This is a genomic window from Variovorax sp. J31P179, assembly GCF_030316985.1.
In the GTDB taxonomy this organism is placed as follows: domain Bacteria; phylum Pseudomonadota; class Gammaproteobacteria; order Burkholderiales; family Burkholderiaceae_C; genus Variovorax; species Variovorax ginsengisoli_B.
Window position 1 is genome coordinate 499,498 of the sequence record NZ_JASZYL010000003.1, and the last position, 16,059, is coordinate 515,556.

The window sequence follows — 16,059 nt, forward strand, 5'->3', positions numbered from 1 at the left end:
GTTTAGGTGATGCCCTGTGGCGGGAGAGGGGCGCAGTCCGAGTGCCGGGGACCCACGTGCGGGTGCTTTGTCCTGATGAATTTCACAATAAGAAATCGACAAGCACGATTTGAAATTTCAATAATTCTGTGCGAAACTCCCGCGCACTGCTGGATACGGCACTAAATTACGCCCACAACCCCTCACAAGGAGACAAGCATGTCGGCAAATCCCGAGAACCATTTCGGCTCGGCTGCAAACGACCTGGACGCGCAGGAAACGCGTGAATGGATGGACGCCTTGTCCGCCGTGATCGAGAGCGAGGGGCCCGATCGCGCGCACTTCCTCCTCGAGCAATTGCTCGAGCACGCACGCCAGAACAGCATCGACAAACCGTTCTCGGCCAATACCGCCTACGTCAACACGATCGAGACCGACCAGGAAGAGCGCTCGCCCGGCAATGCCGAGATCGAGGAGCGCTTGCGTTCCTACATGCGCTGGAACGCCATGGCGATGGTGGTCAAGGCCAACCGCCACCATCCGCCCGAAGGCGGCGACCTCGGCGGCCACATCGGCTCCTTCGCCTCGCTGGCCAGCATGTTCGGCGCCGGCTTCAACCACTTCTGGCACGCCGAGAGCGAGAACCACGGCGGCGACTGCCTCTACATCCAGGGCCACGTGTCGCCCGGCATCTATGCCCGCGCCTACCTCGAAGGCCGGCTGACCGAAGAACAACTGCTCAACTTCCGCCAGGAAGTCGACGGCAAGGGTCTGTCGAGCTATCCGCATCCCAAGCTGATGCCCGAGTTCTGGCAGTTCCCGACCGTCTCGATGGGCCTGGGCCCGCTGATGGCGATCTACCAGGCGCGCTTCCTCAAGTACCTGCATGCGCGCGGCATCGCCAACACCGAGAACCGCAAGGTCTGGGTGTTCTGCGGCGACGGTGAAATGGACGAGGTCGAATCGCTGGGCGCCATCGGCCTGGCAGCGCGCGAGAAGCTCGACAACCTGGTCTTCGTCATCAACTGCAACCTGCAGCGCCTGGACGGCCCGGTGCGCGGCAACGGCAAGATCATCCAGGAGCTCGAAGGCGAGTTCCGCGGCTCCGGCTGGAACGTCATCAAGCTGATCTGGGGCAGCGGCTGGGATCCACTGCTGGCGCGCGACAAGGAAGGTGCGCTGCGCAAGCTCATGATGGACACCAACGACGGCGACTACCAGTCGTTCAAGGCCAACGACGGCGCCTACGTGCGCAAGAATTTCTTCGGCCGCGATCCGCGCACCCTCGAGATGGTCGCCAAGATGAGCGACGACGACATCTGGAACCTGCGCCGCGGCGGCCACGACTCGCAGAAGGTCTATGCGGCCTTCGACGCCGCCGTCAAGCACCAGGGCCAACCGACCGTGCTGCTCGTGAAGACCGTCAAGGGCTTCGGCATGGGCAAGATCGGCGAGGGCAAGAACACGGTCCACCAGACCAAGAAGCTCGGTGACGAGGACATCAAGGCCTTCCGCGACCGCTTCAACATCCCGATCCCGGACAGCCAGATCGCCGACCTGCCGTTTTACAAGCCGGCCGACGACACGCCCGAGATGAAGTACCTGCACGAGCGCCGCAAGGCGCTGGGCGGCTACCTGCCGCACCGCCGCGTGAAGGCTGACGAGAGCTTCACGGTGCCGGCGCTGGAGACCTTCAAGGCGGTGCTCGAGCCGACCGCCGAAGGGCGCGAGATCTCGACCACGCAGGCCTACGTGCGCTTCCTGACGCAGCTGCTGCGCGACCAGGCGCTCGGACCGCGCGTGGTGCCGATCCTGGTCGACGAGGCCCGCACCTTCGGCATGGAAGGCCTGTTCCGCCAGATCGGCATCTACAACCCCGCGGGGCAGCAGTACACGCCGGTCGACAAGGACCAGGTCATGTACTACCGCGAGGACAAGGCCGGCCAGATCCTGCAGGAAGGCATCAACGAGGCCGGCGGCATGTCGAGCTGGATCGCGGCGGCCACCAGCTACAGCACCAACAACCGCATCATGGTGCCGTTCTATGTCTACTACTCGATGTTCGGCTTCCAGCGCATCGGCGACCTGGCCTGGGCGGCCGGCGACATGCAGGCACGCGGATTCCTGCTCGGCGGCACCTCGGGGCGCACCACGCTGAACGGCGAAGGCCTGCAGCACGAGGACGGCCACAGCCACATCCTGGCCAACACGATCCCGAACTGCGTCAGCTACGACCCGACCTTCGCCCACGAAGTCGGCGTGATCCTGCACCACGGCCTGAAGCGCATGGTCGAGAAGCAGGACAACGTCTACTACTACATCACGCTGCTCAACGAGAACTACCCGATGCCCGGCCTGCAGCCCGGCACCGAGGAGCAGATCATCAAGGGCATGTACCTGTGCAAGCAGGCGCCCGCGCTCAAGGCCAAGTCGCCGTCGGTCCAGCTGCTGGGCAGCGGCACGATCCTGCGCGAGAGCTTCGCGGCCCAGGAACTGCTCGAGAAGGACTGGGGCGTTTCGGCCGCGGTCTGGAGCTGCCCGAGCTTCAACGAGCTGACCCGCGACGGCCAGGAAGCCGACCGCTGGAACCTGCTGCATCCGACCGAGAAGCCGCGCATGTCCTTCGTCGAGCAGCAGCTGTCGGCAAGCACCGGTCCGGTGGTCGCTTCGACCGACTACATGAAGGCCTATGCCGAGCAGATCCGCCCCTTCATCCCGAAGGGCCGCAACTACAAGGTGCTCGGCACCGACGGCTTCGGCCGCAGCGACTTCCGCAACAAGCTGCGCGAGCACTTCGAGGTCAACCGCCACTTCATCGTGGTGGCGGCACTGAAGGCGCTGGCCGAAGACGGTGCGGTGCCGGCGCAAAAGGTGGCAGACGCAATCAAGAAGTACGGCATCAACGCCGAGAAGATCAACCCGCTCTACGCATAAAACCAATCAACGGCGCCCGAAGGGCGGGAGACACGACATGGCAACAGTGGAAATCAAGGTGCCGGACATCGGCGACTTCGACGAGGTCGCGGTGATCGAGGTGCTGGTGAAGGTCGGCGACACGGTGAAGGCCGAGCAGTCGCTCATCACCGTGGAGTCGGACAAGGCCTCGATGGAGATTCCGTCGAGCCAGGCCGGCGTGGTCAAGGAACTCAAGGTCGAGGTCGGCAGCAAGGTCAAGGAAGGCTCGGTGGTGCTGGTGCTCGAAGGCGAGGGCGCGGCCGCGCCGGCGGCCTCGGCGCCCGCGGCAGCTGCTCCCGCGCCTGCCGCGGCGGCAGCACCGGCACCTGCGGCCGCTGCCCCTGCGCCGGCCGCGGCGGCGGGCCCGATCGACATCAAGGTGCCCGACATCGGCGACTTCAAGGACGTCGCGGTGATCGAGGTGCTGGTCAAGCCCGGCGACACGATCAAGGCCGAGCAATCCCTGATCACGGTCGAGTCCGACAAGGCCTCGATGGAGATCCCGTCGTCGGCGGCTGGCGTGCTCAAGGAACTCAAGGTCAAGGTCGGCGACACGGTCAACATCGGCGACCTGATCGCGGTGATCGAAGGCACCGCGGGCGCCGCGGCGCCCGCGGCTGCGGCACCGGCACCGGCACAGGCCGCTGCGGCAGCGGCACCGGCCAGCGCGTCGGCACCGGCTCCGGCGGCGTCCGCACCGGCCGCCGCCCCGCCCGCGCACGACCCGACGGTTGCGCCCAGCGGCAAGATGCCGCACGCCTCGCCCTCGGTGCGCAAGTTCGCGCGCGAACTCGGCGTGCCGCTCGAGGAAGTCAAGGGCAGCGGGCCGAAGGGCCGCATCACCCAGGAAGACGTGCAGAGCTTCACCCGCTCGGTGATGAGCGGCGCGGCCAGCACCAAGGCCGCCGGCGCCAAGGCGCCCGCGGGCGGCGGCGGCGAGGCGCTCGGCCTGATCCCGTGGCCGAAGGTCGACTTCACCAAGTTCGGCACGGTCGAGCGCAAGGACCTGTCGCGCATCAAGAAGCTCAGCGGCGCCAACCTGCACCGCAACTGGGTGATGATTCCGCACGTCACCAACAATGACGAGGCCGACATCACCGAGCTGGAGGCCTTCCGGGTCGCGACCAACAAGGAGAACGAGAAGTCGGGCGTCAAGGTGACGATGCTGGCCTTCGTGATCAAGGCCATGGTCTCGGCACTGAAGAAGTTCCCCGACTTCAACACCAGCCTGGATGGCGACCAGCTGGTCTATAAGCAGTACTACAACATCGGCTTCGCGGCGGACACGCCGAACGGGCTGGTGGTGCCGGTGCTCAAGGACGCCGACAAGAAGGGCGTGCTGCAGATCAGCCAGGAAATGGGCGATCTGGCCAAGAAGGCGCGCGACGGCAAGCTCGGTTCGGCCGACATGCAAGGCGGCTGCATCTCGATCAGCTCGCTGGGCGGCATTGGCGGCACGCACTTCACGCCGATCATCAACGCGCCCGAGGTCGCGATCCTGGGCCTGTCGAAGGGCCAGATGAAGCCGGTGTGGGACGGCAAGCAGTTCGTGCCGCGCCTGACGCTGCCGCTGTCGCTGTCCTATGACCACCGCGTCATCGACGGTGCTGCGGCGGCGCGATTCAACGCCTACCTGGGCCAGGTGCTCGCGGACTTCAGACGCGTTCTCCTATGACCACGGTGGTGGCCGTCCGCAAGGGCGGCCAGGTCGTGATGGCGGCGGATTCGCTCGTGACCTTCGGCGACACGCGCCTGTCGCACCGCGCCGAAGCCAACCAGAAGCTGTTCATGGTGAACGATGCGGGCGGGCAGAGCATCTTCGCGGTGGCCGGCGCGGCGGCGCACTTTCTGGTGCTCCAGCATGCGCTGGCGGCGCAGCCCCCCGAGGCGCTGCGCTTCGGCAGCAAGGACGAGATCTTTCGCACCTTCACGCTGCTGCACCCGGTGCTCAAGGACTCGTTCTTCCTGCAGGCCAAGGAAGACGAGCACGAGCCCTACGAGTCGAGCCAGTTCACGATGCTGCTGGCCAATGCCAGCGGCATCTACGGCATCTACAGCTACCGCGAGGTGTTCGAGTTCAAGCAGTTCTGGAGCATCGGCTCGGGACGCAGCTTCGCACTCGGCGCCATGCACGCGGTCTACGACAAGGCGCGTTCGGCGCGCGATGTCGCCGAGGCCGGCGTTGCGGCGGCCTGCGAATTCGATCGCAATTCGGCCGGTCCGGTCGACGTTCTCACACTCAAACTGAAGGTGTCCAAATGAGCGAAGTACAAGTCAAGGTGCCGGACATCGGCGATTTCGATGAAGTCGCGGTGATCGAGGTGCTGGTGAAGGCCGGCGACACGGTGAAGGCCGAGCAGTCGCTGATCACGGTGGAGTCGGACAAGGCCTCGATGGAGATTCCGTCGTCCGCGGCCGGCGTGGTCAAGTCGGTGGCCGTGAAGGTCGGCGACAAGGTCAAGGAGGGCTCGGTGGTGCTGACGCTGGAGGCGGCCGAAGGCGCCGCCGCGGCGCCTGCGCCGGCACCGGCGGCAGCAGCCCCTGCCGCAAGCCAGGCGTCGGCACCGAAGCCGGCCCCGGCTGCGGCGACCCCCGCGCCTGCCGCCGCATCGAGCTACACCGGTTCGGTCGACCACGACTGCGATCTGCTGGTGCTCGGCGCCGGCCCGGGCGGCTATTCGGCCGCCTTCCGCGCCGCCGATCTCGGCCTCAAGGTGATCCTGGTCGAGCGCTACGCGACGCTCGGCGGCGTCTGCCTCAATGTCGGCTGCATCCCGTCGAAGGCGCTGCTGCACGTCGCCGCGGTGATCGACGAGGTCAAGCACTTCGCCGACCTCGGCGTCAGCTACGGCGAACCGAAGATCGACCGCGCCAAGCTGCTCGGGCGCAAGAACAAGGTGGTGGGCAAGCTCACCGGCGGCCTGGCGGCGATGGCCAAGATGCGCAAGGTCACGACGGTGCGCGGCATCGGCGAGTTCATCGATCCCTTCCATGTCAAGGTGCAGGAAACCAGCGGCGACGGCCAGGCCACCACCGGCAAGGCGCAGACGGTCAAGTTCCGGCACTGCGTGATCGCGGCCGGTTCGCAGGCCGTGCACCTGCCCTTCATGCCGAAGGACCCGCGCGTGGTCGACTCCACCGGCGCGCTCGAACTCGGCATCGAGCCCAAGCGCATGCTGATCCTCGGCGGCGGCATCATCGGGCTCGAGATGGGCTCGGTCTATTCGACCCTGGGCGCGCGGCTCGACGTGGTCGAGATGCTCGACGGGCTGATGCAGGGCGCCGACCGCGATTTGGTCAAGGTCTGGCAGAAGCTCAACGCGCCGCGCTTCGACAACATCATGCTGAAGACCAAGACCGTGGGCGCCGAAGCCACCAAGGATGGCATCCGCGTGACGTTCGAGGGCGAGCAGGCGCCGAAGGAGCCGCAGTTGTACGACCTGGTGCTGCAGGCCGTGGGCCGCAGCCCCAACGGCAAGAAGATCGGCGCCGAGAAGGCCGGTGTCGCGGTCAGCGACCGCGGCTTCATCCCGGTCGACATCCAGATGAGGACCAACGTGCCCCATATCTTCGCGGTCGGCGACATCGTCGGCCAGCCAATGCTGGAGCACAAGGCGGTGCACGAGGCGCACGTGGCGGCCGAGGTGATCGCCGGCGAGCAGAAGGGCGACAAGGAACTGGCGAGCGCGGCTTTCAATGCCCGCGTGATCCCGAGCGTGGCCTACACCGACCCCGAAGTGGCCTGGGTCGGCCTGACCGAAGACCAGGCCAAGGCCGAAGGCGTGAAGATCGAGAAGGGCCTGTTCCCCTGGACCGCCTCGGGCCGGGCGATCGCCAACGGCCGCGACGAGGGCTTCACCAAGCTGCTGTTCGATGCCGAGTCGCACCGCATCGTCGGCGGCGGCATCGTCGGCACCCACGCTGGCGACATGATCGGCGAAATCGCGCTGGCGATCGAGATGGGCGCGGACGCCTACGACATCGGCAAGACTATCCATCCGCATCCGACGCTGGGCGAGAGCATCGGGCTGGCGGCGGAGGCGGTCCATGGCCACTGCACCGACCTGCCGCCGGTGAAGCGCTGAGCGGCGGCTTGCCGCCCCATGAAAAAATCCCGCCTGGCGCGGGATTTTTTTCGTCCGGAGCAGGGCGGTATCAGTCGCCCGAGGCCTTGACCTCGTCCTGCGCCGCGGCGACCCGGCGGGCGCCGCTGAAACGGCGCTGCCAGTAGCTGCCGCTCATGTCTTCGACCCGCACTTGCGCGCCGGGCTTGGGGGAATGGATGAACTTGCCCTCGCCGACATAGATCCCGACGTGGCTGAAGGCGCGGCGCATGGTGTTGAAGAACACCAGGTCGCCGGGCTTGAGCTCGCTGCGGTCGATCTTCTGGGTGGCGGCGGCCTGTTCTTCGGCCCGGCGCGGCAGCAGGTGGCCGACCGTCTGGGTGTACATGGCGCGGACGAAGCCGCTGCAGTCGAAACCGGTCTCGGCCGTGTTGCCGCCGCGGCGGTAGGGGACGCCCAGGAAGCCGATGGCGGTCACCACGAGGTCGGAGGTGCGATCGGCGACCGTCTGGCGAACCTGGTGGAATTGGCCCAGCAGGGTCTTCTCGGCGACCGGGGTGCCCGTCTGCGGGTCGGTGGTCGGATCCAGCTGCGGCGCGGCGTGTGCGTGGAGGGCGAGCAGCAGGCTGGCGGTGAGGAGAAAAAGTCGCATGGCGCGTAGGATATGGACGACACCTTGGGGTGTCAATTTCATGCGGATTCGGGATTCTGCACGTAAACAGTTGTCGGAGAAAGGATTTTTTCCATTTCTCACATACCCAAATGTAAAAGTCAACGTTATGGGCCATAAGTTCTTTGCTGGATGTAATGCAAAAGATTTGCAATTCGGGTTGAAATGGCACCGGCCCGGAAATCCGCCGACGCCAAGGAAAACATGAAATCGTTGCTGCTTTCGCGGGTTCGCCAAGGGCTCGCCCGTTTCCTTTTCGCGTCCCTGGCGACCCTCGGCGTGGCGCAGGCGGCACCGCGGCCGGAGATCGTCGCGGCCGGGTTCGAGAACCCCTGGGGCGTCGCCTTTCTTCCGGACGGGCGCTTTCTGGTCACCGAGCGGCCCGGGCGGCTGCGGGTGGTGGCGGCAGACGGCCAACTCGGCGCACCGCTGGCCGGGCTGCCACCGATCGCGGCGGGCGGGCAGGGGGGGCTGCTCGACGTGCTGGCCGATTCCGCCTTCGACCGGAACCGCACGCTGTACTTCTGCTTTTCCGAACCCGAGGCGGGCGGCCCGGCCAACGGCACCGCGCTGGCGCGCGCCCGGCTGTCCGCCGACGCCAGCCGCCTCGAGGAAGTCAGGGTGATATTCAGCCAGCGGCCCAAGGTGGTCAGCCGCAACCATTTCGGCTGCCGCATCGTCGAGGCCGCGGACGAAACGCTGTTCCTGACCCTGGGCGAGCGTTTCAGCCGCAAGGAAGACGCGCAGAAACTCGACAACCACCTGGGCAAGATCGTGCGTATCGGCAAGGATGGTTCGGTGCCCAGGGACAATCCCTTCGTCGGCCAGGCCGGCGCGCTGCCCGAGATCTGGAGTTATGGCCACCGCAATGGCCAGGGCGCGACGCTGGGGCCCGATGGCAAGCTGTGGATGCACGAGCATGGACCGCAGGGCGGCGACGAGATCAACGTCCCGCAGGCCGGCCGCAACTACGGCTGGCCGGTGATCACCTACGGCGAGAACTACGGCGGCGGCAAGATCGGCGACGGCATCACTCAGAAGGAGGGCATGGAGCAGCCGCTGCACTACTGGGTGCCCTCGATCGCCCCGTCGGGCATGGCCTTCCTGACCAGCGACCGCTACGGCGCGACCTGGAAGGGCAACCTCTTCGTGGGCTCGCTCAAGTTCGGCTACCTGGACCGGATCGTCCTCAAGGACGGCAAGGTCGCGTCCGAGCAGAAGCTGCTCGAAGACGGCAAGGCGCGCATCCGCGACGTCAAGCAGGGGCCGGACGGCCTGCTCTATATCCTGACCGACGAGTCGAACGGCAAGCTGATCCGGCTGCGGCCCGACTGAAGCACGTTCCGCCGCCGCAGCACGCGCGGGCCGGAAGTCCCCGTGCATCGGTGGTACGGTCCGGGATCACACCGTATTTCGCGAAAGACTCCCATGCTGCTCGATGCCTCCCAATCCCAACTGGTCCTGGTCGACTACCAGGCGCGCCTGATGCCGGCCATTTTCGAGGCCGAGGCCGTCGCGAAGAACGCGGTCCGGCTGGGAGAAATGGCCCGGCTGGTGGAGGTCCCGATCTGGGGCACCGAGCAGAATCCGTCCAAGCTCGGCGAGAACCTGCCTGAGATCCGCGCGCTGTGCCAGCGCACGCTGGCCAAGATGCACTTCAGCGGCGCCGAGGAGGGCCTGGGCGAATGGCTGCGCGTGCCCGTGAAAGCGCCGCAAGGCAACGCCCGCAGCCTTCCCAAGCACTTGCAGAAGCCCGCCGCGGCCGAGGAGCGCAACACCATCGTGATCGCCGGCTGCGAGGCCCACGTCTGCCTGCTGCAGACGGCGCTCGACCTGCTCGAGGACGAGTTCGAGGTCTGGGTCGTGACCGATGCGTGCAGTTCGCGCACCGAGCGCAACCGCGACGCCGCCTTCGACCGGCTGGCCGGCGCGGGTGCCGAACTCGTGACCACCGAGATGGTCGGCTTCGAATGGCTGCGCACGGCCGAGCATCCGCGGTTCAGGGAACTGCAGGCCCTGATTCGCTGACGGCCGGACCCTCGAGACGCGGGGCGCTTCAGGGCGGGGCGCCGCGACGGGGCCGCCGGAGCCGCTTCAGATAGGCGTCGCGGACGATCAGGGCCATGGTCTCCACCGGCGTGAACACCAACGAGGCGCTGCCGAGCACGGCCGAGGCGAAGTCGCCGAGCTGGAACACGGCCGGCCCGCCGTCAGGGGTCAGGAAATGGCTGATGACCAGGGCGTGCCAGAGGAACAGCAAGAAATTGGCCGCCAGCACGGTCTTCAGCAGCCGGCTGCTGAACATGGTCAGGCAGATGCCGGCCTGCACGGTGGCGGCCGCCAGCAGCGCCATGCCGAGCGGGTAGCCCGCCGCGTAGCCTTGCAGCGCGGCGGCGGCCAGCAGCAGGGAGATGGCCGCCAGCAGTGCCGACTTGCGGCGTACCGAAACGATGGCGGCGGAGCGATGGGGAGTCACTGGCCCCAGTCTGGACGAGGCGCGCGCGGAAGTGAATCCGCCATATGGGGGATGGGGATGGCTCGCGACCGGGCCTCAGTGGGCAAAGGCGAGCGGCTCGAAGTCGCGCCCTTCGGCTTGCGCGATCAGCCGCGCCGTGGCGTGGGCGGCCATCTCCAGGCGCCGGACGTCGCGCTCGTCCAGATGGGGGCAGGCCGCGAAACTGAAGCCGCACAACATGCCGTACAGCGTGCCGTCCGACAGGCGCACCGGCACACCGATATGGGCGCCCAGCGCTTCGTAGTAGAGGGGAAGTCCGTAGTCCGAACGGACACTTGCGACGTCCGGCGTCAGGCACGGCATGCGGCCGTCGACGATGCGCTGGCAGATGGTTTCGTCGAGGGGATGGCCCTCGCCCTGCTTGATGACGGCGTCTTCGGTGCGCGAGGCGATGTGGCGGAACACCCGGGCGCCGTCGACGAACTCGCCGATGAAGACCACCTCCAGCTTGAGCTGCTCGCGCACCACACGCAACAGGCTGCCGATCGAGACCTCGATCAGGCCGCTGGCGCGCAGGTCGGCGTCGGCCGTCACAGCGGTGAGCCGCGTCGCCCAGTCGTCCGCAGGGTCGGGGCTCGTGTCGAGAATCGTTTTCATGGAGTGCCGATTCTGCCGCCAGAGTGAAAAAAGCCGAACTCGTTCATTTGTCCTGGAGGCGTCGATAGGCGCTGAAGTGCCGGATCGCCTTCTTTTCGTCTCCCAGGTGGTCGTGCAGGCGCGCCGCATTGAAGTGAGCGTCGCCCAGGCCCGGGTCGAGCGTGAGGCAGCGGTCGTAGGCCATCAGGGCCTCGCGGTAGCGCTCCAGGTCTTCCAGCGCCACCGCGCGGTTGAAATGCAGCAGGGCGACCTCGGGGCGCTGGGCGAGCGCCTCGTCGTAGAGCGCCACGGCCTCCGCATGGCGGCCCGATTCGCAGAGCAGGGCGCCGAGATTCAGGTAGGCGTCGGCATACGCCGGCGCGCCCTCGAGCAGGCGGCGGTAGGCGCGCTCGGCCGCTGCCGGGTCGCTCGCCTCCAGGGCCTCGGCTTGCGCGAACAGCGTCTCGGGCGACGACTGGACCAGCGCCGGCGCCTCGGCCGGGCCGCGCTCGACGAAGGCCACGGTGCCGCTCATCGCCGCGACATCGAAATCCATCAGCAACTGGCCCGACTCGGCCGCCCACCGGCTGCCCCGCTCGTGCACGGCGACCTCGCTGCCGACGGCGGTGATCCGCAGTCCGCTCAGCGGCAGTTCGGCTGGCAGCGTGCCCTTGAGCCGCTGCAGCGCGCGCACGATCTTGCGCGTCGGGATGTCGGCCAGTTGCAGCTTGTGGGCGGTGCGCAACAGGACGACGTCTCGAAACGAGAAGCGGTATTCGTTGCGCGGTCCGCGCGATGGGCTGACGAAGCCATGGGCGATGAGTCTGGCGACCGCGCTGCGCGACAGGCCCAGCATCTCCTGGATGCCGCGCAGGGTATGGGGCGCCGGCGGCGGCGAAGGCTTCACTTTCTCGATCGCGCGCGCGCCGGGGCCGGGGCCTCGGCCTCGGGCGCCTTGGCGCTGGCCCGCTTCACGCCCTTGCGCTCCTTCGAGGCCAGCGGCGTGACCTTGTCGGCGGGCGCCCGCGCGGCGCGCTGGCCGGCTGTGCCGCCGCGGGCCAGGCTGGCACGCAGCATTTCGGTGAGGTCGATGATCTGGCCGCCCGCGTCGGCGTCGCGCGCCTCGGCCGCGACCACCTGCTTGCCGGCGATCTTGGCATCGATGGCGGCCAGGATGCGCTGCTTTTCCTCGTCGACGAACTGGGTCGGGTCGTAGCTGTCCTCGGCGATCTGGTCGATCAGCTGGAGCGCGAGCTTCACCTCCGCGTCCGAGGGCTGGACCTGCTCGATATCGAGTTCCTTCAGCGAGCGGACCTCGTCGGCGTAGAGCAGCTGCTGCAGCACCAGGCCGTCTTCGGCGGCGCGCACCTGGACCACGTACTGCTTGCCCTTCCAGGCCCATTTCGCGAGTGCGCAGCGGCCGCTTTCCTGCATGGCGGCGCGCAGCAGCGAATAGGATTTGCCGCCGCGCTTGTCGGGGGCGAGGTAGTAGGCCTTGTCGTAGTAGATCGGGTCGACCGCCTTCTCGGGAATGAAGCTCACGATGTCGATCGCGTGGCTGGCGCTTTCCTCGACCGCCTTGAGTTCATCAGGCGTGAAAAGCACATAGCGATCCTTCTCGAATTCGTAGCCCTTGACCATCTCGGACCGCGGAACGACGGTGGCCGGGTCTTTTTCGGACACGTACTGTTGCTTGACGCGGGAGCCGTCGCGAGTGAGGAGGTTGAACTTCACCGTGCTGCTGCTCTCGGTCGCGGAATACAGCTTGACCGGAATGGAGACCAGACCGAAACCCAGGGACAGGGAAGCGATCGAACGAGCTGCCATGCGGACCTCCAAGGACGGTGCGGCGCACCCAGGATGCGCAGGATGCCACTTTACGGTGGCTTCGAACAGGGGCGGGAGCCCCCGGCTGCACCCGTCATTGCTTGCCGAGATGCACCGCGACCTGCTCGACCCGGGGGCCGACGTCCGCCACCGCCTGGCGCAGCGCATGCTCGCTCACGCCGAGCCGTTCGCACCAGTATTGGATCTCGCCCGCCTGAGTGACGTCGATGGGGTCGTGGGCTTCGTCGGACATGGCAGTGTTCTCCATTCGGTAGGCGGCCATCGTGGCCGTCGGCTCGGCGCCGGCATGGCGGAAAATCCTGCGTCTTCGTGCAGGACGATGCCGATGTCCGGGCACTCCATGGCCTTGAACAGTGCCCCCGGCACCGTCATATGCGCGTCGTGGCACAATGCGAGAGTACTCAGGCCCTTCCCCAGCCACAGTCGCATCCGCCAACCGGTCCAGCCGTGTCGCGGAAGGTTTCTTAACCAGCTAGTGCTTCCTTCAGGGAAGCGAAGGTCAGCGGAATATGAGCGATTCCTCGTCGACGGGTTCTTCCGTCTACAGCGCCTACCAAGGCAACACCTACCTCTTCGGCGGCAATGCGCCCTATGTCGAAGAGATGTACGAAAACTACCTCTCCAATCCCGGCAGCGTGCCCGACAACTGGCGCTCGTATTTCGATGCGCTCCAGAACGTGCCCGCCACCGACGGCAGCAATGCCAAGGACGTGCCCCACCTGCCGGTGGTCAACGCCTTCGCCGAGCGTGCCAAGCAGGGCACCACCAAGGTGGTGGTGGCCAGCGGCGCCGACTCCGAGCTGGGCCGCAAGCGCACCGCGGTCCAGCAGCTGATCGCCGCCTACCGCAACGTCGGCGCCCGCTGGGCCGACCTCGACCCGCTCAAGCGCACCGAGCGTCCGGCCATTCCCGAACTCGAGCCTTCGTTCTACGGCTTCGCCGACGCTGACCTCGAAACGGTGTTCAACACCAGCAACACCTTCTTCGGCAAGGAGACGATGTCGCTGCGCGACCTGCTGAACGCACTGCGCGAGACCTACTGCGGCACCATCGGCGCCGAGTACATGTACATGACCGACCAGGGCCAGAAGCGCTGGTGGCAGCAGAAGCTCGAAAGCGCCCGCACCAACCCGCAGCTGGGTGCCGAGCAGAAGAAGCGCGTGCTCGAGCGGCTCACCGCCGCCGAAGGTCTCGAGCGCTTCCTGCACACCAAGTACGTCGGCCAGAAGCGCTTCTCGCTCGAAGGCGGCGAGAGCTTCATCGTCGCGATGGACGAGTTGATCAACCAGGCCGGCATCAAGGGCGTCCAGGAGATCGTGATCGGCATGGCCCACCGCGGCCGCCTCAACGTGCTCGTCAATTCGCTCGGCAAGCTGCCGGCCGACCTGTTCGCAGAGTTCGACCACACGGCGCCCGAAGACCTGCCCAGCGGCGACGTCAAGTACCACCAGGGCTTCAGTTCCGACGTGACCACGGGCGGCGGCCCGGTCCACCTGAGCCTGGCTTTCAACCCCTCGCACCTCGAGATCGTGAACCCGGTGGTCGAAGGCTCGGTGCGCGCGCGCATGGACCGCCGCGCCGACCCGCTCGGCAAGCAGGTGCTGCCGGTGATCGTGCACGGCGACGCCGCCTTCGCGGGCCAGGGCGTCGTGATGGAAACGCTGGCGCTGGCCGAAACCCGCGGCTACTCCACGGGCGGCACGGTCCACATCGTGATCAACAACCAGATCGGCTTCACCACCAGCGACCCGCGCGACAGCCGCTCGACGCTGTATTGCACCGACATCGTCAAGATGATCGAGGCGCCGGTGCTGCACGTGAACGGCGACGACCCCGAAGCCGTGGTGCTGGCCACCCAGCTCGCCCTCGAGTTCCGCATGGAATTCCAGAAGGACGTGGTGGTCGACATCATCTGCTTCCGCAAGCTCGGCCACAACGAGCAGGACACGCCGGCGCTGACGCAGCCGCTGATGTACAAGAAGATCGCCCAGCACCCCGGCACGCGCAAGCTGTACGCCGACAAGCTAGCGGCCCAGGGCCTCGGCGCCACGCTCGGCGACGACATGGTCAAGGCCCAGCGCGCCGCCTTCGACGCCGGCAAGAACACCTCCGACCCGGTGCTGACCAACTTCAAGAGCAAGTACGCGGTCGACTGGAGCCCCTTCCTCAACAAGAAGTGGACCGACGCCGGCGACACCGCGATCCCGACCGCCGAATGGAAGCGTCTGGCCGAACGCATCACGAAGGCGCCCGAAGGCTTCACGGTGCATCCGCTGGTCAAGAAGGTGCTCGACGACCGCGCCGCGATGGGCCGCGGCGACGCCAATGTCGACTGGGGCATGGGCGAGCACATGGCCTTCGCCTCGCTGGTGGCGAGCGGCTATCCGGTCCGCCTCTCGGGCGAGGACAGCGGCCGCGGCACCTTCACGCACCGCCATGCGGTGCTGCACGACCAGAATCGCGAGAAGTTCGACGAAGGCACCTATGTGCCGCTGCAGAACGTGGCCGACAACCAGGCCCCGTTCGTCGTCATCGACTCGATCCTGTCCGAAGAAGCGGTGCTGGCTTTCGAATACGGCTACGCCTCGAACGATCCCAACACGCTGGTGATCTGGGAAGCGCAGTTCGGCGACTTCGTCAACGGCGCGCAGGTCGTGATCGACCAGTTCATCGCCTCGGGCGAGGTCAAGTGGGGCCGCGTCAACGGCATCACGCTGATGCTGCCGCACGGCTACGAAGGCCAGGGTCCGGAGCACAGCTCGGCGCGCCTCGAGCGCTTCATGCAGCTGGCGGCCGACACCAACATGCAGGTGGTGCAGCCGACCACGGCGAGCCAGATCTTCCACGTGCTGCGCCGCCAGATGGTGCGCAACCTGCGCAAGCCGCTGATCATCATGACGCCGAAGTCGCTGCTGCGGAACAAGGACGCGACCTCGCCGCTGTCCGAATTCACGAAGGGTGGCTTCCAGACCGTCATTCCGGACAGCAAGGACCTGAAGGCCGAGAAGGTCAAGCGCGTGATCGCCTGCTCGGGCAAGGTCTACTACGACCTGGCCAAGAAGCGCGAGGAGAAGGGCGCCGACGACGTGGCGATCATCCGCGTCGAGCAGCTCTATCCGTTTCCGCACAAGGCCTTCGCCACCGAGCTGAAGAAGTACCCGAACCTGGTGGACGTGGTCTGGTCGCAGGACGAGCCGCAGAACCAGGGCGCTTGGTTCTTCGTGCAGCACTACATCCACGAGAACATGCAGGAAGGCCAGAAGCTCGGCTACTCCGGCCGTGCCGCCTCGGCATCGCCGGCGGTCGGTTATTCGCACCTGCACCAGGAACAGCAGAAGGCGCTGGTCGACGGCGCGTTCGGCAAGCTCAAAGGCTTCGTGCTGACCAAGTAAAAAAAAGGAGCGCCCAGTGCGCTCCGACCCAATTCCAAAGAAACACGAAGCGAGCACATA

Annotated in this window: 13 protein-coding genes; 7 read left to right on the plus strand and 6 right to left on the minus strand. The window is 66.7% G+C overall.

The genetic code is table 11. The annotated features are described in order from the left end of the window. Nucleotides 1-198 precede the first annotated feature (198 nt). Genes aceE through lpdA form a run of 4 tightly spaced genes read left to right on the plus strand, consistent with a single transcriptional unit; the run spans nt 199 to nt 7,019 of the window. The gene (aceE, locus tag QTI17_RS10560; RefSeq protein WP_286532987.1) at nt 199-2,913 is read left to right on the plus strand and encodes a pyruvate dehydrogenase (acetyl-transferring), homodimeric type; all 2,715 of its coding nucleotides are present in this window, start codon (nt 199-201) and stop codon (nt 2,911-2,913) included. Between the two features lie 37 nt (nt 2,914-2,950). After that, nucleotides 2,951-4,609 carry a dihydrolipoyllysine-residue acetyltransferase gene (gene aceF / locus QTI17_RS10565; protein WP_286532988.1) on the plus strand — a complete coding sequence of 553 codons (1,659 nt, stop codon included), beginning with the start codon at nt 2,951-2,953 and terminating at the stop codon, nt 4,607-4,609. After that, on the plus strand, nt 4,606-5,196 hold the full coding sequence (locus tag QTI17_RS10570; RefSeq protein ID WP_286532989.1) for an Ntn hydrolase family protein: 591 nt from the start codon (nt 4,606-4,608) through the stop codon (nt 5,194-5,196). Before aceF ends, QTI17_RS10570 begins: the two co-directional genes overlap by 4 nt. Further along, entirely contained in the window at nt 5,193-7,019 is a 1,827-nt protein-coding gene (gene lpdA, locus QTI17_RS10575) for a dihydrolipoyl dehydrogenase (protein WP_286532990.1), read from the plus strand. The genes QTI17_RS10570 and lpdA overlap by 4 nt, the downstream gene beginning before the upstream one ends. 70 nt (nt 7,020-7,089) lie before the next feature. On the opposite strand, the gene QTI17_RS10580 is transcribed toward lpdA, so the two are convergent. Beyond that, nucleotides 7,090-7,650 carry a C40 family peptidase gene (locus tag QTI17_RS10580; RefSeq protein ID WP_286532991.1) on the minus strand — a complete coding sequence of 187 codons (561 nt, stop codon included), beginning with the start codon at nt 7,648-7,650 and terminating at the stop codon, nt 7,090-7,092. A 222-nt stretch (nt 7,651-7,872) separates the two neighbouring features. On the opposite strand from QTI17_RS10580, the gene QTI17_RS10585 reads away from it, so the two are divergent. After that, complete coding sequence (locus tag QTI17_RS10585; protein WP_286532992.1) at nt 7,873-9,003, plus strand: PQQ-dependent sugar dehydrogenase; 1,131 nt, start codon at nt 7,873-7,875, stop codon at nt 9,001-9,003. A gap of 93 nt (nt 9,004-9,096) precedes the next feature. After that, nucleotides 9,097-9,696: an isochorismatase family protein gene (locus QTI17_RS10590; protein WP_286532993.1), complete on the plus strand. Its 600-nt coding sequence runs from the start codon at nt 9,097-9,099 to the stop codon at nt 9,694-9,696. Between the two features lie 28 nt (nt 9,697-9,724). Here QTI17_RS10590 and QTI17_RS10595 read toward each other — a convergent pair whose 3' ends face one another. The 5 genes from QTI17_RS10595 to QTI17_RS10615 form a co-directional block, all read right to left on the minus strand. Next, the gene (locus QTI17_RS10595; RefSeq protein WP_286524136.1) at nt 9,725-10,144 is read right to left on the minus strand and encodes a hypothetical protein; all 420 of its coding nucleotides are present in this window, start codon (nt 10,142-10,144) and stop codon (nt 9,725-9,727) included. A gap of 75 nt (nt 10,145-10,219) precedes the next feature. Then, entirely contained in the window at nt 10,220-10,780 is a 561-nt protein-coding gene (locus tag QTI17_RS10600; RefSeq protein WP_286532995.1) for a GAF domain-containing protein, read from the minus strand. Between the two features lie 43 nt (nt 10,781-10,823). Continuing rightward, on the minus strand, nt 10,824-11,666 hold the full coding sequence (locus tag QTI17_RS10605) for a tetratricopeptide repeat protein (protein ID WP_286532996.1): 843 nt from the start codon (nt 11,664-11,666) through the stop codon (nt 10,824-10,826). Then, nucleotides 11,663-12,586, minus strand: coding sequence for a non-homologous end joining protein Ku (ku, locus tag QTI17_RS10610; RefSeq protein ID WP_286532997.1), 924 nt, complete (start codon nt 12,584-12,586; stop codon nt 11,663-11,665). The genes QTI17_RS10605 and ku overlap by 4 nt, the downstream gene beginning before the upstream one ends. Before the next feature lie 94 nt (nt 12,587-12,680). Then, a complete protein-coding gene (locus QTI17_RS10615; protein WP_286532998.1) occupies nt 12,681-12,839 on the minus strand; it encodes a DUF3606 domain-containing protein in 159 nt (52 codons plus the stop codon). A gap of 277 nt (nt 12,840-13,116) precedes the next feature. Here QTI17_RS10615 and QTI17_RS10620 point away from each other — a divergent pair, with 277 nt between their 5' ends. Next, nucleotides 13,117-15,999: a 2-oxoglutarate dehydrogenase E1 component gene (locus tag QTI17_RS10620; RefSeq protein ID WP_286532999.1), complete on the plus strand. Its 2,883-nt coding sequence runs from the start codon at nt 13,117-13,119 to the stop codon at nt 15,997-15,999. The last annotated feature ends 60 nt before the right edge of the window (nt 16,000-16,059 follow it).

What these genes read in the sequence shown, in the direction of transcription:
- aceE (WP_286532987.1), top strand. Translation starts at nt 199, where the DNA reads ATGTCGGCAAATCCCGAGAACCATTTCGGCTCGGCTGCAAACGACCTG.
- aceF (WP_286532988.1), top strand. Translation starts at nt 2,951, where the DNA reads ATGGCAACAGTGGAAATCAAGGTGCCGGACATCGGCGACTTCGACGAG.
- QTI17_RS10570 (WP_286532989.1), top strand. Translation starts at nt 4,606, where the DNA reads ATGACCACGGTGGTGGCCGTCCGCAAGGGCGGCCAGGTCGTGATGGCG.
- lpdA (WP_286532990.1), top strand. Translation starts at nt 5,193, where the DNA reads ATGAGCGAAGTACAAGTCAAGGTGCCGGACATCGGCGATTTCGATGAA.
- QTI17_RS10580 (WP_286532991.1), bottom strand. Translation starts at nt 7,650, where the DNA reads ATGCGACTTTTTCTCCTCACCGCCAGCCTGCTGCTCGCCCTCCACGCA.
- QTI17_RS10585 (WP_286532992.1), top strand. Translation starts at nt 7,873, where the DNA reads ATGAAATCGTTGCTGCTTTCGCGGGTTCGCCAAGGGCTCGCCCGTTTC.
- QTI17_RS10590 (WP_286532993.1), top strand. Translation starts at nt 9,097, where the DNA reads ATGCTGCTCGATGCCTCCCAATCCCAACTGGTCCTGGTCGACTACCAG.
- QTI17_RS10600 (WP_286532995.1), bottom strand. Translation starts at nt 10,780, where the DNA reads ATGAAAACGATTCTCGACACGAGCCCCGACCCTGCGGACGACTGGGCG.
- ku (WP_286532997.1), bottom strand. Translation starts at nt 12,586, where the DNA reads ATGGCAGCTCGTTCGATCGCTTCCCTGTCCCTGGGTTTCGGTCTGGTC.
- QTI17_RS10615 (WP_286532998.1), bottom strand. Translation starts at nt 12,839, where the DNA reads ATGTCCGACGAAGCCCACGACCCCATCGACGTCACTCAGGCGGGCGAG.
- QTI17_RS10620 (WP_286532999.1), top strand. Translation starts at nt 13,117, where the DNA reads ATGAGCGATTCCTCGTCGACGGGTTCTTCCGTCTACAGCGCCTACCAA.